18 protein-coding genes are annotated in these 13,701 nt (G+C 37.6%); 13 read left to right on the forward strand and 5 right to left on the reverse strand.

Annotation, left to right across the window (positions count from 1 at the left end; all coding sequences use genetic code 11):
• Window positions 1-18 precede the first annotated feature (18 nt).
• From LDM93_RS01925 to LDM93_RS01935, 3 genes are read left to right on the forward strand one after another with little or no spacing between them, the layout of a single operon-like run.
• Entirely contained in the window at window positions 19-456 is a 438-nt protein-coding gene (locus LDM93_RS01925; protein ID WP_223890286.1) for a hypothetical protein, read from the forward strand.
• A complete protein-coding gene (locus LDM93_RS01930) occupies window positions 443-718 on the forward strand; it encodes an acylphosphatase (protein ID WP_223890287.1) in 276 nt (91 codons plus the stop codon). The genes LDM93_RS01925 and LDM93_RS01930 overlap by 14 nt, the downstream gene beginning before the upstream one ends.
• Before the next feature lie 9 nt (window positions 719-727).
• Window positions 728-928 carry a hypothetical protein gene (locus LDM93_RS01935; protein ID WP_223890288.1) on the forward strand — a complete coding sequence of 67 codons (201 nt, stop codon included), beginning with the start codon at window positions 728-730 and terminating at the stop codon, window positions 926-928.
• Here LDM93_RS01935 and msrA read toward each other — a convergent pair whose 3' ends face one another.
• A complete protein-coding gene (msrA, locus tag LDM93_RS01940; RefSeq protein ID WP_223890289.1) occupies window positions 929-1,453 on the reverse strand; it encodes a peptide-methionine (S)-S-oxide reductase MsrA in 525 nt (174 codons plus the stop codon). It lies immediately after the preceding gene.
• Between the two features lie 127 nt (window positions 1,454-1,580).
• On the opposite strand from msrA, the gene trxC reads away from it, so the two are divergent.
• From trxC to LDM93_RS01975, 7 genes are all read left to right on the forward strand, one after another.
• Complete coding sequence (trxC, locus tag LDM93_RS01945; protein ID WP_223890290.1) at window positions 1,581-2,009, forward strand: thioredoxin TrxC; 429 nt, start codon at window positions 1,581-1,583, stop codon at window positions 2,007-2,009.
• The gene (locus LDM93_RS01950) at window positions 2,010-2,681 is read left to right on the forward strand and encodes a response regulator transcription factor (RefSeq protein WP_223890291.1); all 672 of its coding nucleotides are present in this window, start codon (window positions 2,010-2,012) and stop codon (window positions 2,679-2,681) included.
• The gene (locus LDM93_RS01955; RefSeq protein WP_223890294.1) at window positions 2,635-3,825 is read left to right on the forward strand and encodes a HAMP domain-containing sensor histidine kinase; all 1,191 of its coding nucleotides are present in this window, start codon (window positions 2,635-2,637) and stop codon (window positions 3,823-3,825) included. The genes LDM93_RS01950 and LDM93_RS01955 overlap by 47 nt, the downstream gene beginning before the upstream one ends.
• A complete protein-coding gene (locus LDM93_RS01960) occupies window positions 3,819-4,151 on the forward strand; it encodes a hypothetical protein (RefSeq protein WP_223890296.1) in 333 nt (110 codons plus the stop codon). Before LDM93_RS01955 ends, LDM93_RS01960 begins: the two co-directional genes overlap by 7 nt.
• 50 nt (window positions 4,152-4,201) lie before the next feature.
• Window positions 4,202-4,525, forward strand: a complete 324-nt coding sequence (locus LDM93_RS01965; protein ID WP_223890297.1) for a hypothetical protein — start codon at window positions 4,202-4,204, stop codon at window positions 4,523-4,525.
• Window positions 4,526-4,642: 117 nt separating this feature from the next.
• On the forward strand, window positions 4,643-4,960 hold the full coding sequence (locus LDM93_RS01970) for a cytochrome C (RefSeq protein ID WP_223890299.1): 318 nt from the start codon (window positions 4,643-4,645) through the stop codon (window positions 4,958-4,960).
• Between the two features lie 85 nt (window positions 4,961-5,045).
• Window positions 5,046-5,342 carry a c-type cytochrome gene (locus LDM93_RS01975; RefSeq protein ID WP_223890300.1) on the forward strand — a complete coding sequence of 99 codons (297 nt, stop codon included), beginning with the start codon at window positions 5,046-5,048 and terminating at the stop codon, window positions 5,340-5,342.
• A gap of 125 nt (window positions 5,343-5,467) precedes the next feature.
• Here the strand turns inward: LDM93_RS01975 and LDM93_RS01980 are convergent, their stop codons facing one another.
• The 4 genes from LDM93_RS01980 to LDM93_RS01995 are packed head-to-tail and all read right to left on the reverse strand — an operon-like array spanning window position 5,468 to window position 11,179.
• Complete coding sequence (locus LDM93_RS01980; RefSeq protein ID WP_223890302.1) at window positions 5,468-5,839, reverse strand: hypothetical protein; 372 nt, start codon at window positions 5,837-5,839, stop codon at window positions 5,468-5,470.
• Window positions 5,836-8,961 carry an efflux RND transporter permease subunit gene (locus LDM93_RS01985; protein ID WP_223890303.1) on the reverse strand — a complete coding sequence of 1,042 codons (3,126 nt, stop codon included), beginning with the start codon at window positions 8,959-8,961 and terminating at the stop codon, window positions 5,836-5,838. The genes LDM93_RS01980 and LDM93_RS01985 overlap by 4 nt, the downstream gene beginning before the upstream one ends.
• Entirely contained in the window at window positions 8,961-9,986 is a 1,026-nt protein-coding gene (locus LDM93_RS01990) for an efflux RND transporter periplasmic adaptor subunit (RefSeq protein ID WP_223890305.1), read from the reverse strand. The genes LDM93_RS01985 and LDM93_RS01990 overlap by 1 nt, the downstream gene beginning before the upstream one ends.
• Window positions 9,986-11,179, reverse strand: coding sequence for a TolC family protein (locus LDM93_RS01995; protein ID WP_223890306.1), 1,194 nt, complete (start codon window positions 11,177-11,179; stop codon window positions 9,986-9,988). Before LDM93_RS01995 ends, LDM93_RS01990 begins: the two co-directional genes overlap by 1 nt.
• A gap of 401 nt (window positions 11,180-11,580) precedes the next feature.
• Here LDM93_RS01995 and LDM93_RS02000 point away from each other — a divergent pair, with 401 nt between their 5' ends.
• Genes LDM93_RS02000 through LDM93_RS02010 form a run of 3 tightly spaced genes read left to right on the forward strand, consistent with a single transcriptional unit; the run spans window position 11,581 to window position 13,701 of the window.
• Window positions 11,581-12,039, forward strand: a complete 459-nt coding sequence (locus LDM93_RS02000; protein WP_223890307.1) for a DUF4395 domain-containing protein — start codon at window positions 11,581-11,583, stop codon at window positions 12,037-12,039.
• Window positions 12,020-12,433 (forward strand): Rrf2 family transcriptional regulator, encoded by a 414-nt coding sequence (locus LDM93_RS02005; protein WP_223890309.1) that lies wholly within the window; start codon window positions 12,020-12,022, stop codon window positions 12,431-12,433. Before LDM93_RS02000 ends, LDM93_RS02005 begins: the two co-directional genes overlap by 20 nt.
• Before the next feature lie 8 nt (window positions 12,434-12,441).
• A complete protein-coding gene (locus LDM93_RS02010; protein ID WP_223890310.1) occupies window positions 12,442-13,701 on the forward strand; it encodes a PLP-dependent aspartate aminotransferase family protein in 1,260 nt (419 codons plus the stop codon).

Here is a 13,701-nt window from a genome sequence, read left to right on the forward strand (position 1 = left end):
AATCAGAAGGGCAGGATTTTGTTTAAAAATTTAAAACGTCAACTCATGAAAATGTTCAGAGAATTACTTGTATACCATCATAGTTCTTTAGAATATAGAGCAAAGATCTTAACCCTTATGGTCTCAGCGAATGGTGAGATCTGTGAATGTGAAAAACAAAAATTGAAAGAGATAGCACATAGCATTTATAGTGATGACCAGGAAAGAGCAGAGCTTCTCATCGATACGGTTAATGAATACCATACAAAAATTTTAACTAACAACGGATTGGATTTTGAGCATCTTATTCTGTTGGTTGAAAGAGAGACCAGAGAAGTACCTCGTTTTACATCAAAGATAGATATGGGACTTCTTATGCAACTGCATGAATGTATGGAGAGTTCAGAAGATACCCTGTTCCAACAGCGTATTATAGAATTTTTACAAGGTCTTAAGGACGAATATGGAGTGGTATAGATTTATGATTTTTGGAAAAGTGCAGGGGGTATTCTATCGTAAGTTTGTTTCTCAGGCGATGATGAAGAAGCAATATAAAGGATACATACAAAATCTTGATGATGGTACAGTAGAAGTGGTAGCTGAAGTGTTTGATGAGGATTTTGATACATTCATGAGTATATTAAAAGATGGATCACCATCGAGCTTGGTAGAGGATATCCGATATGAGATCATCAATGATGCAGAATTTAGAACCGATGGGTTTGAAATAAGATATTAGGAGAATCAAATGAGCAGCGGTTGGGGATGTCAATTTATGGGGACAAAAGGTGAGGATAAAGAGTGGTGTCTAAAACTTCATCATCATTGTGAGCCAGGGTGCAAAGGATGCATCATCGCTGGACAAGTAGAGTTTTCCACACCCAATGTGAGTGAAGACCAGGAAAAGAAAGTCAAAAAGCGCAGTGACAACCCTCTAAGCGGTAAGTAACTACGCCATCTCTTTGCCAAATTTCGCTTTAAGTTTTGCTAATTTTGGTGGTATGACTGCCATACAGTAACCCTGCATTTGGTTTTGACGATAATAGTCCTGATGATACTCTTCTGCTTTATAGTAGTTGTCTAAAGGTTCTATGACTGTGATGATAGGATCACTATAGTCCGCCTGGGCAGCTTCCATCGCAGACTCGGCAGCCTCTTTTATCTCATCATCGGTATAAAGAATGGTTGAGCGATATTGCGTTCCTACATCTGCACCTTGTCGGTTGAGTGTTGTAGGGTTGTGGACCAGGAAGAAAATTTCCAGTAAGGTATCTACCGTAATGATACTGTCATCATACGTGATCTTAATGACTTCTGCATACCCTGTGTCACCTGTACAGATATCTCTGTAGGTTGGATTGGGCGTATGTCCATTAGCGTACCCGCTCTCTACATCACTGACACCTTTAAGTAATTCAAATACTGCTTCAGTACACCAGAAACATCCACCGCCGAGTATGAGTTCACGTTTCATTTCTATCTCCTTTTATTTCACCGATACGGTGATTCGTATCGAGTCATGTGCTTGTTTAATTTATATTTATTTTATTTGCTATAATACCTAAGAAACTAAAAACTAATCTAAATAGGGAGTATTTCTTATGAATGTTAATGTTGTATGCCCGCATTGTCTGAAAGTGAACCGTATACCTAAGAAAGAATCTTATGCTAAAGCGAACTGCGGTGAGTGTAAGAAGTCTCTGCTTGAGAGTCAGCCTATTTCTGTCGATTCAGACAAACTGGGTACTTTTATAGCCAATTCCGATATTCCTGTGGTCGTAGACTTTTGGGCACCATGGTGTGGCCCTTGTCTGCAGATGGCTCCTGCTTTTGAAGAAGCTGCTTTGGCGATGCCACTTCAGGCACAGTTTGTAAAGGTCAATACCGATGAACAGCAAGCTTTGGGTGCTCAGTATGGCATACAGAGCATACCAACGCTCATCGTGTTTAAAAATGGTAAAGAAGTTGATAGAGTGAGTGGTGCTTTAGATGCCAGTAGACTACAAAACTGGGTCAGGCAGTCTCTGTAGATGAGTAAAATATTATTACTTGAAGATGATGCCAATCTGAATGAAACGGTTACAGAATTTCTGCAGGAAAAGGGGCATGATGTGGTGAGTGTCTATGATGGATATGAGGCACAAGAAAAATTGTATGAGAGTAAGTATGACCTGCTTCTTTTTGATGTCAACACGCCGGGTATGAATGGTTTTGATCTTTTAAAAGAAGCGAGAGAAGCTGATGTGGTTGCACCGGCTATTTTTATTACTTCTTTAGACTCGGTGGATGACTTGGAAAAAGGCTTTGAGAGTGGATGTGATGACTACATACGTAAACCTTTTGCGCTCAAAGAACTGCAGATACGTGTGGAGACACTCCTTAAACGTGCTTTTTATCATGAATCCAAAGAGTTGATAAAGATTTCAAAAGATATTGCCTATGACATCAAAAATAATGAATTGATCATCGATGGTAAAACGGTATCCTTGGGACACAAAGAGTCAATGCTGCTTAAACTCTTTATGAAAAATGAGGATGAGGTCATTGTCCATGAACGTATATATAAACATTTATGGGATTTTGATGAAGAGCCCAGTGATACGGCACTCCGCACTTACATTAAAAATCTTCGTAAAATCATAGGTAAGGAAAGAATTGTTAGTATTAAAAAACAAGGCTACAAATTCACTGCTGAGAAGTGAGAAGAAATCTCTTTTTAGATTTTTAACGCTCTATGCAGCTATGGTCATATTTCTGATCACCCTGCTTTCACTGTTTTATTATCAAAGTCAGGAAGAACTGATGCTTTCTGACAAGCGAGCGATGCTGACCAAATATGCTTATATTCAAACAAAAAGACTTAAAGTACTGCACCATTTTTTTCCTGAAAGAACTGAATACCCTCGTGATCCCCGTTTCAAATCAGCTATTTATGATTTAGAACATATGAAAATATTTTCATTACTGGAAGATGAAAATGTACGTTTTGATGCGGAAGAGATATATATTACGCATGACCATATACATTTAGTGAAGATGCTGGATGAATTTTATCTGGGGACGAAGTATCTTGTCATAGAAGTAAAAGACAGTGGTGCATGGAGAGGGGAGATATGGAAAAATATCATAGGCTATGGTATTGTTATCTTTATCTTTTTTATACTGTTCGGACTCTATCTTGCTAAATTGTTTTTAAAGCCGATGCGGGATTCCATTGTACTGTTGGACAGGTTTATTAAAGATACTACGCATGAGCTTAATACACCGCTCTCTGCTATACTGGCAAATATAGAGATGATGGATACCGATGTCATGGTAGAGAAAAATAAGACCAAACTGGCACGAATCAACATTGCAGCTAAAACAGTTTCTGTACTTTACAAAGATTTAACGTATCTTATGCTGGAAGAAGAGAAAGAGAACCATAATGAAGAGATAGATATCAAAGAGCTCATATATAACAGGTTAGAGTATTTTTCTGTTCTGGCACAGTCAAAACATATAGAATATGATCTAGACTTGGAAGAGGCAAGTATTACTATGGATAGACGTAAATTTACAAGGGTGATAGATAACCTCATATCAAATGCGATTAAATATAATAAACGTAAAGGTACAATAGGAATACGATCAAGAGAAGGCATGTTGGTTATCTGGGATACAGGTATAGGTATAAATGAAGAAAAAATACCTTTTATTTTTGATCGCTATATGAGATTCAATAAGAGTGAAGGTGGTTTTGGTGTCGGTTTGAGCATCGTTAAAAAAATACTGGATGAATATAATATCTCTATAGTGGTAGATTCAAAAGAAGGAGAGGGTACAGAAATGGTGTTGAGATGGTAAAGCCTATCATGCTATGTTTAGCCTTGGTATCAGGTGTGTTCGCACAGGATGCGTATGAACGTCATTGTGTGGAGTGTCATAAAGAGTTACCCACATCATTACAGCGTATGTTTATGCGTTACCTGCTTGTCTATAGTGGTGAAGAAAATGTGAAAGCAGGGCTGAAACATTATTTGAAATATCCCTTAAAAGAGATCTCTGTTATGTCTGATCTATTTATAGACACTTATGGTATTAAAGAAAAAACGAAGTTGTCTGATAGTGACATTGATGAAGCTTTGGATATATATTGGAATAAGTTTAAGGTTTTTAATAAGTTGAAGTAGTTACAATAACTTTGGATAAGGTTATATTATAAAATAAAGGAAGAATGAACATGAAAAGAATAGTCACTGTACTTAGTCTTGTTGCATTTGCAATGGTCAGTACACCAACAGTCGCATCTGCGAGTGTAAAAAAAGGTCAAAAAGTATATAAAAAGAAGATTAGAAAATATTGTGGATTCTCAGGCGTGAGATTTGCAAGACATCATACCCAGGATGAGTGGGAAGAATTATATGATGATGGCGAATTTGAAGCAGAAACAAAGAGACTTTGCCCGAAATTACCTCTAAAGAAAATTAAAAAATCATGGTGGAAACACTTGTATGAATTCACTTATGAATATGGTGAAGGTGGATCACACGTTCCAAAGTGTTAAACTAAATGTAACTTCTCGAAGCAGTTGTCAACCTTCTGCTTCTTCTTTCAAATACTTCACAATATTTTCACAATTCCATGCTATTATGCTTTTACCTAAAAATTAAAAGGATTATATATGAAGACTATGACAAAATTGGCAGTTGCTGCTTTACTTGGTATGACATTACTCTCATCAACTGCATCTGCAGATGTGAAAAAAGGTCAAAAGATTTATCTTAAAAAGATGAAAGCGCCTTGTGGATTTAATGGTGTTAAGTTTGCACAAAAACATACGCAAGATGAGTGGGAAATGATCCATGAAGCTGGTAAGTTTGAAAATGAAGTAAAGAAAATATGTCCAAAGTTAAAAAAATTCAAAGCAAAATATGTTGATGATGTATATGACTTTGCTTATGAATATGCAAGCGATTCTGGTAACGTACCTGCGTGTTAAGGAATTGTAAACTATAATTTCGAGGTGAAAGGCCTACTTACCGTAGACCTTTTTAATGTTAATCAATAAAATAAAAGGAATTAAAATGAAAAAAATTGCAATCGCAATGTTACTCGCTGGATCTACACTACTTATGGCTGATGGTGCTGCTGCTTACGCTAAATGTGTTGGTTGTCACGGTGCAAACGGTGAAAAAAAAGCTCTAGGTAAATCTGCTGTGATCACAGGTCAAGATGCTGCTAAAACAATTGAGCAACTTAACGGTTATAAAGCTGGTACACTTAACCAACACGGTATGGGTGGTCTTATGAAAGGTCAAGTAGCTTCTATGGATGATGCTACTATCAAAGCTGTTGCAGAGCACATTGCAGCAATGAAATAAGTTTTTTTAAACTTTTACATTCAAAAGCCTTTTGGCTTTTGAATAGATCTCCTCTTTTCTCCTCTTAAAATCTATTTTATTTTCTTACTTTAATAGCGATCAAATAAGCATTTGAGTATATACTACTAACTGCCAGTACATTTTCCTGTTTCACATTTCATCGGAAGTAACTCTTTTTTTGGTACCTTTACGGTATTGTCTGATGAACATTTTGTACTTAACCTACCGGTCTCTTTGACACGTACACAATCGTATATCTCTTTTGTTGTTAACGCTTTCAGTACACAGTTCCGCCTATTGTCTTCTTTTTCAAGCTGGTTTAAAATGTTCATCTTCTTTTTTACCAGTAATGCGGAACCATCAACCATACTTGCACCACATTTTCCTGGACCACATTTCATACCATCTTCAGTGATGGATCCTTTTTGCTCTTTATCTGTACATCCTGCTAGAAGAGATAGAGTGAAAAGCAGTGTGATCGTTAGCCTTGATTTCATTTGGAACCTTTAGTTTGTTTTAATTGATATTTCTCATACATTTCGTAAAAAATAGGGATGAGAAACAGGCTTAATATAGCGGAACTTACAAGCCCACCTATCATAGGTGCTGCAATACGTTGCATAACTTCACTTCCTATACCAGAAGTGTACATGATAGGTAGAAGTCCTGCCAATATGGCAAATACAGTCATGAGTTTTGGTCTCACTCTTTGCACAGCACCTTCATAAATGGCATCGGAGAGGTGTTGCCTGTTAAATTTTCCACCCATTTTTTTATGCATCTCTTCAACACTTTCTTGTAGATAGACAATCATGACTATAGCTGTCTCTGCAGCAATTCCTAGAAGGGCTAAAAAACCGACTATCACTGCAATACTCATATTAAACTGCAACATATATAAATAAATTATACCGCCTAGTAGGGCAAAAGGAAGTGTGAAAAATACAATAAGTGTAGGTACCATTTTCCCCAGTGCAAAATAAATAAGGATCAATATCACTAAGAGCACAACAGGAACTATCCATTTTATTTTTTTCATTGCTGAGGTAAGGTATTCTGACTGTCCTTCCCATTCTAGGTAATATCCCGGAGGGAGTTTTATATTTTTTAAACTCTTAACGGCCTCTTCTTTGTATTTAACTGCACTCACTCCTTGTTGTGGCGTAATATATATGAATGTTACCGGTGTTGCCATTTCACTTTTTATTACAGAAGCACTCTCTTTGTATTCCACTTTTGCAAAGGTGGAAAGTGGTACAAATCCAAGCGGTGTTTTGACTTGTATATTACGTATATCATCAAGGTTACGACGCTCTTCTTCTTCAAAGCGCAGTGCGATAGGGTAACGTTCCAAACCTTTATACATTGTGGTGATCTTTTTACCACCGATCGCAGCTGAAGTATATTCATGGATCAACGATTTAGAAATGTTATAACGCTGTAATGCCTCGGTGTCTATGTTAATATCTATGAAAAATCCCGCACTAGCCTGATCAGAAAAAACAGATTGTGTACCTTTAAGTTCACGTAGTTTTGATTCTATTTGCATTGCTGTAGATTGTAGTACTTTTGCATCTTTTCCATAAAGTTTGATGCCCAAAGGTGTTCTTATACCTGAAAGTAACATATCGATTCGACCACGTATAGGATAGGTCCAAGAGTTAACAAGACCCGGTATCTGGAGTGCATCTTCCATTTCGGCCATAAGTTTTTCATGTGTCATACCTGTACGCCATTGTGATTTTGGTTTAAAGGTAATGATGGTTTCGATCATACCAAGAGGTGCGGGATCAGTAGCTGAACTGGCACGTCCTCCTTTACCAAATACCGTCGCCACTTCAGGAAAACTTTTGATGATCTGATCAGTTTTCTGTGTCAGTGCTTTACTTTGATCCACAGAGATGCCATACGGTGTAACAGGCATATACATGACAGTTTGCTCATTGAGCATAGGCATAAATTCCCAGTTTAACTTTTGGTAAAGAGGTATAGCAAATGCAAGTCCGCCAATGGCTAGTGGTATAACGAGGTATTTGAGTTTTAAACTATAGAGCAGGAGCGGGTGATAAAGCCAAATAAAAAAACGATTCAGTGGATTTTTTGATTCGGGGATGATCTTTCCTTTTATGAAGTATATCATTAAGACAGGTACTAGTGTAACGGAGAGTATCGCTCCTGCAGTCATCGCAAATGTTTTAGTAAAAGCAAGAGGATTAAACAGTAATCCCTCTTGACCCGAAAGTGCAAAGATAGGTAAAAAGGAGACGACAACAAGTGCCAGAGCAAAAAAGATAGGACGTCCAACAAGTTGAGAAGATTGAATAATGGTTTTGATACGTTCATCATTCTCCAGAGGCTCACCATGCGCTTCAGTTTTTTTATGTATAGCTTTATGCGCATTTTCTATCATAACGATAGATGCATCTACCATGGCACCGATAGCTATGGCGATACCTCCTAGACTCATAATATTAGATGGTATAGCAAAAACTTTCATAAGTAAAAAAGGTAAGGCTATGGTTAATGGAAGTACGATAAGCATGATAAGTATAGAACGAAAGTGTATTAAAAACAAACTAATGACTATGATGACGATGATACTTTCTTCAAATAGAGTCGTTTGAAGCGTTTTAATCGCTGATTCTATTAGCCCCGAACGGTCATAGGTAGTAACAATGTCCACACCTTCTATTTTAAGTTCTTGTATTTTAGACTTGATACGTTTTATGACAGTGTATACATCTTCTCCATAACGTACCATGACAATACCTCCTACCACTTCTCCCTCTCCATTGAGGTCAGCCAGTCCACGTCTTGCACTTGGCACCATCTCTACACGTCCTAATTGAGAGAGTGTCAGAGGTATACCATTTTTGGTAGTGACGACAAGTTGTCGTATTTCATCTAAATCTTTGATATACCCTTTGGCCTGTACCATCCATTCATAGCCGTTTTGAATGACGATGCGTCCACCAGTGTCATTATTGTTCTGTTTCAGTGTTTTAGAAATATCTTTGATCGAAAGATCATACTGCACCAGTGCATCATTGTTCACAGTAATTTGATAGGTTGGTACAAATCCACCTATACTGGCTACTTCACTCACCCCATCTACACCCATAAGTGCGTATTTGTAATAGTAGTCTTGAAGTGTTCTCAGTTCATCAAGGGTTTTGGTTTGAGAGGTCAGTGCATATTCATACACCCATCCTACACCAGAAGCATCGGGTCCGAGTGTGACTTCCATCGTATCTGGAAGCTGACTTTGTATGGATGCCAGTTGTTCAAGTACACGGCTTCTGGCCGAATAGAGGTCTGTACCTTCTTTAAAAATGATGTAGATCAGAGCATTTTCGTAGGTTGAAAATCCACGTACGGTTTCAATGTTTGATATTGCCAGAAATTGTGAAACCAGCGGATAGGTTCCTTGATCTTCTATGATTTCGGGGCTTTGCCCTTTCCAAGTGACTTGTACGATGACCTGTGGAGGTGAAAGATCCGGCAGGGCATCTAACGGTGTATTCCTCATTGCCCAAATGGAACCTATGATGAGGAATAGGGTGGTCATAAGGACAAGAAAACGATTTTTAGCCGAAAATACTATGAGTCGTTCTATCATTAATAAATCCCGTTGATTTGGGCATCAGAATCCATCATGAACAGCGCATTATTTACCACCGTATCTCCCTCTTTAAGACCTTTGATGATTTCATAATGTTTCGAGTCTATGGGTTTGATCTGAATGACCATAGGTTCATACTCACCTTCAAATTCCGTAGCAAGAAAAGCATACCACATGCCATTTTTACGTATAGCTGCGGTACGAGGTATAATAAGACGACTTTTCGCATCGGCTGATGCATAGACTTTTGCATACATGCCTGGTTTTAATAAAGTTTCCTCATTATCAAGTTGAAGTCTTAATGTAGCCGTTGCCTCTTTAGGATCCAGTTTTGGGTAAAGAAGTTTTTTTTGGGCTGTATAGGTTTTGGAAATACCTTTGGATTTTACACTAAAATGAGTTAGGAGAGGCAGTTTTTCAATTTCATCCTGATAGAGTTTGACTTCTATCCATACTTTTTCCAGGTTTACAATTTGAAAGAGTTTTTTTTGTGAATTGAAAGAGGCACCTTCGTTAATATTTTTTTCAAATATCCATCCTGATTGTGGTGCATAGATAGTGGTAAATTCATCGACCTTACGTTCATTGTCAATCCGTTTTATCTCTTCATTACTGACACCCAAAAGACGTAGTTTGGTTTTTGCACTCTGAAGCATTTGAGGTGAAGGGTGCTTTTTATTGAATTCCAATGAGTGTAAGTAGTCCTGTTTGGATTTGTATACTTCTGGAGAATAGACATAGGCTAAGGCATCACCTTTTTCTACTTTTTTATAGAGTGTGTCGGCAAAAAGTTTTGTGACATACCCTGAAAACCATGCATGTATATCAACTTTGCGTGAATCTTCCGCAACGATATATCCGTAGCTGATTTGCTCCTTGGCCATGGTCATTCTTTTTACTTTGATGGTCTTGACATTAAAAAGCTGTTCTATGGTAGGAATGGATTTTTTTTGATCCTGAGAGAATAAAAAAATTGGAATCAGTAAAAGTGTGAGCGTTGTTTTTATATGTATGGATACCATTATATTTCACCTATAAGAGATTTGAGTTGTGCCTGTGTTCGAAGGTATTCGGCTTTGATGGAAATACGCTGTTCTTCCAGGTCTAGTTTTTGTTCCAGGAGATTGGTGTAAGCAAAAAGGTCACCTCCGCTTTGAATACCGGATTGACTCAGTTCGATCATATGATCAAGCTGGGGTAGGCTTTCATTTTGGATAATGTCATAGATGTGGTAGGCTTCAGTGAGTTTAGCATACATAACAGTAATTTCGCTCTCCAAGGAAGATCTGTAATCTAAAGAAGCACTTGCTGCAGCAAGTGCTTCCATGCGTGCGGCTTCTGCATTATGTTTTTCTGAACCATATAAGGGCAGAGATACTCCCACTGTCACAGAGGCATAGTCAGGATATTCTCTACGGTTGAAATAACCTACATTCAGATAAGGGTCCGGGGTAACACTTAGTTCCTGTATGACCTTGTTTGCATCAGCGATATTTTGCTCGGAGAGTTTCATGTGGTAGTTTAGATTGTTTTGTGATTTAGAAAGATAACTTTCTAATGATTTAGGACGTTTGATCATTAATGGATCAGAAATTGTAGATACATCTCTTTGTACAAGGTATTTGAGTTTAGCTTGTTGGTTTTTCAAGATCATTGTATAACGTTCATATTTTATTTTTATTTTAGCAAGCATCAAACTCGCAGCCATCATGCTGGTGTGACTTTTGTTCTCTGTAGATGCGTAGGAGGTATAGAGTTCTATATTCTGTTTTGCTACAACTTTATATCGGTTGACTATACGGATGCGTTCTTCAAGTTCTTTCATTGTATAGGATGTCATCCGTATCTCTTTAGCCAGTGTGATCTTGGCTACTTCATAGGAGTCAACTATAAGACTTTTTTGGGCTTTCGTAAAGGTTTTTCGGGCATCGAGTTTACCGAACCATGGAAACTTTTGTTTAAAATTAACAGCATTGAACTGCATAGGTTCAAGGCCGCGGTCAGAAGGATTATCAAACTGTATATCATTGATAGTAAAAGAGAGGTCTGGATTAGAGAAATTTTGACTCTCTTCTATACGTTCATCCATTGCCAAAAGACGGTGCTGGATAGTTTGGAGTGAAGGGTGCTTTTTGATTGATTGATCGATAAGTTGTTGAATACTTTGTGCCTGCAGCAATCCTACAGTCCATAAAGTAAAAAGTATAATACGCATTAGTTCTCCCGGAGTTTGTTTAGTGTGTTTATAAAGTTATGATATTTTATCGTCATTATGTGTACCCTGTGTGCAATATGTAATATATGTGAAACAAGCGTTTAAAAATGGAAAAAATAAAATATACTATAAAACCTATAGATTTACTTGACATTAAAAATATATTTGGCTAATATACACTTATAAGATAATGAAATGCACTTGTAAAAACCCTAGATGTTTACATTAGACAAGGCATTGCACATTTTTTTTGGTTATTTTAGTCTCCCCTATATTGTTTATTGTTAATAAACAAACTGAGAAAAAGTCAATGTTGTAAATTACTCTAGGGTCTTTAGAGGTGCAAATCATAGTGCTAAAGGGCTTTGCTCAAAAATATTACTTCAGTGAAAGGAAAGAATATGTCTCCAAGTTGTCCGATATCTACAAGAAGAGTTGACTCTAACATGGTAAGAATTATCTCTTTCCAGGTAACACTTTTTACGCTTATACTTTTGATCACACAAGAGAGTGCCTTTGCACTCATCATACTCTTTGATTTTTTCATGAGAGCATTGCGATTATCAAATTTCAGTCCATTTGAGATGATGGGTAAGTTTGTACTTAGAGGGTGGGGTGTTGCACCTAAACTTTGTGATGAATCACCAAAAAGGTTTGCGCTGTATCTTGGACTGGTCACTTCATTGTTTATTGTCGTCTTTTATTTTGCCGGTTTTACACTATTTGCTACTGTGGTAGCGATTATTTTATTAATTTGTGCATTACTTGAGACATTATTCGATTTTTGTATAGGATGTAAGCTATACTACGTGATACAAATCGGTAAAGGTCTTTTAGGAAATGATAGGAATATCCAGTAAAACAATTTATGCTGTCGCTGCACTTCAGGAGTTGGGTTCAATTCCAGACAATAAAGTCCTTAAGATAAAAGAAATAGCAGCAAATGCATCCATCCCGCAAAACTTTTTGGAACAAATACTTTTAGAACTTAAAAAGCAGGGTCTGCTTACAAGCATCAAAGGTGCACATGGCGGATACAAACTTGCAAAAAAACTTAATGATATCACACTCAAAGATGTGGTGCTTATCTTAGAGTCAGATATATTTGCTGATAACTATCAAACAGATAATCAAGCACTTAAATTCTTTTGGGATGATATTAAACAAAAAGTCTCAGCCGTGTTCGAGATCCCCTTGTCTGAACTGAAGAACTATCAACTTAAAGCCAACCAAATACTTAATTATTCAATATAGGAACTAAGATGAACAATACCACTGATTTTGATTACTTCAATACCTTACTTGTCCAAAGTGTAGGTTCAAAGGTAGGCCCTATTGCACCTACGATCACCCCGTCTGCTGCTTATGGCTATGAAAATGCCGAAGAAGCAGAAGGTATCTTTTCTGCACAGGTCAACAAGCCTCTCTATGCAAGAGTAGGGAACCCGACAAATGCTAAATTGGAAGCTATCGTAGCGAAGATGGAGGGTGGATTTGGTGCCATTGCTACTTCTTCAGGTATGGGTGCTATCTCTATGGTATGTAGCGCTTTTTTATCTGCAGGGGATGAGTTGCTTTGTATCGGTGGCTTCTTTGGAGGGACCTATTCACTTGTGAATGAAACTTTGGCACGTTTTGGTATCACAAACACTTTTTGTACTGTAGATGATTTTGAACACATTGAAGCAACACTTAAACGTGGTATTAAAATGGTACTTTTTGAGTCAGTAGGTAATCCCAGCCTTACACTTCCAGATATACAGCGTATTATCGACCTTTGTAATAAGTATGAAACATTGGTCATGATAGACAATACTGCAACACCGCTTTTGGTGAGACCACTGGAGATGGGTGCCGACATCTCTGTACACTCTTCAACTAAAAATATGTCTGGTCACTCAGCTGCACTGGGTGGAATAGCTGTTTTTAGAGCGGTAAAAGAAGAGGGTGATAAATTACTGAACCCAAAATATGCAGATGTACACAAAATAGTGAAAAAGATGGGAAAAAAAGCATTTATACCTATCTGTAAAAAACGTGCCATTCGTGATTTTGGTATGACTGCCAATGCCTTTGGTTCATTTATGACAATGGTAGGACTGGAAACACTCTCACTTAGGGTAGAGAGGATCAATAAAAGTGTTGAAACTGTCGCAGCATTACTTGACGAGAAACTGCCTGAGGGGGTAAGTGTAAACCATCCATCACTTCCATCAAGTCCTGATCATGATCGATACAAGTCAGACTTTGCCCAAGGTTGCGGTCCATTACTCAGTATAAACTGTGGCACAAAAGAGCGGGCTTTTATTTTCCTCAACAAACTGAATCTTGTGATACAAACAGCAAACATAGGGGACAATAGAACACTCGCACTTCATATGACAAGTACCATTTATAGTGATTTCAATGAGGAAGCCCGTAAATTTTTAGGTGTGGATGAAGGGTTGATCCGTGTTTCCATCGGTTTGGAAGATCCTATGGCCATTGCAGAAGACTTTTTACAAGCAGCAAATGCATTATAA

This window comes from Sulfurovum sp. TSL6 (genome assembly GCF_019972115.1).
GTDB lineage: Bacteria > Campylobacterota > Campylobacteria > Campylobacterales > Sulfurovaceae > Sulfurovum.

Bases quoted from the DNA above. Each gene is read 5' to 3' on its own strand.
- LDM93_RS01930 (WP_223890287.1), top strand. From the start codon at position 443: ATGGAGTGGTATAGATTTATGATTTTTGGAAAAGTGCAGGGGGTATTC.
- LDM93_RS01935 (WP_223890288.1), top strand. From the start codon at position 728: ATGAGCAGCGGTTGGGGATGTCAATTTATGGGGACAAAAGGTGAGGAT.
- msrA (WP_223890289.1), bottom strand. From the start codon at position 1,453: ATGAAACGTGAACTCATACTCGGCGGTGGATGTTTCTGGTGTACTGAA.
- trxC (WP_223890290.1), top strand. From the start codon at position 1,581: ATGAATGTTAATGTTGTATGCCCGCATTGTCTGAAAGTGAACCGTATA.
- LDM93_RS01950 (WP_223890291.1), top strand. From the start codon at position 2,010: ATGAGTAAAATATTATTACTTGAAGATGATGCCAATCTGAATGAAACG.
- LDM93_RS01960 (WP_223890296.1), top strand. From the start codon at position 3,819: ATGGTAAAGCCTATCATGCTATGTTTAGCCTTGGTATCAGGTGTGTTC.
- LDM93_RS01965 (WP_223890297.1), top strand. From the start codon at position 4,202: ATGAAAAGAATAGTCACTGTACTTAGTCTTGTTGCATTTGCAATGGTC.
- LDM93_RS01970 (WP_223890299.1), top strand. From the start codon at position 4,643: ATGAAGACTATGACAAAATTGGCAGTTGCTGCTTTACTTGGTATGACA.
- LDM93_RS01975 (WP_223890300.1), top strand. From the start codon at position 5,046: ATGAAAAAAATTGCAATCGCAATGTTACTCGCTGGATCTACACTACTT.
- LDM93_RS01980 (WP_223890302.1), bottom strand. From the start codon at position 5,839: ATGAAATCAAGGCTAACGATCACACTGCTTTTCACTCTATCTCTTCTA.
- LDM93_RS01985 (WP_223890303.1), bottom strand. From the start codon at position 8,961: ATGATAGAACGACTCATAGTATTTTCGGCTAAAAATCGTTTTCTTGTC.
- LDM93_RS01990 (WP_223890305.1), bottom strand. From the start codon at position 9,986: ATGGTATCCATACATATAAAAACAACGCTCACACTTTTACTGATTCCA.
- LDM93_RS01995 (WP_223890306.1), bottom strand. From the start codon at position 11,179: ATGCGTATTATACTTTTTACTTTATGGACTGTAGGATTGCTGCAGGCA.
- LDM93_RS02000 (WP_223890307.1), top strand. From the start codon at position 11,581: ATGTCTCCAAGTTGTCCGATATCTACAAGAAGAGTTGACTCTAACATG.
- LDM93_RS02005 (WP_223890309.1), top strand. From the start codon at position 12,020: ATGATAGGAATATCCAGTAAAACAATTTATGCTGTCGCTGCACTTCAG.
- LDM93_RS02010 (WP_223890310.1), top strand. From the start codon at position 12,442: ATGAACAATACCACTGATTTTGATTACTTCAATACCTTACTTGTCCAA.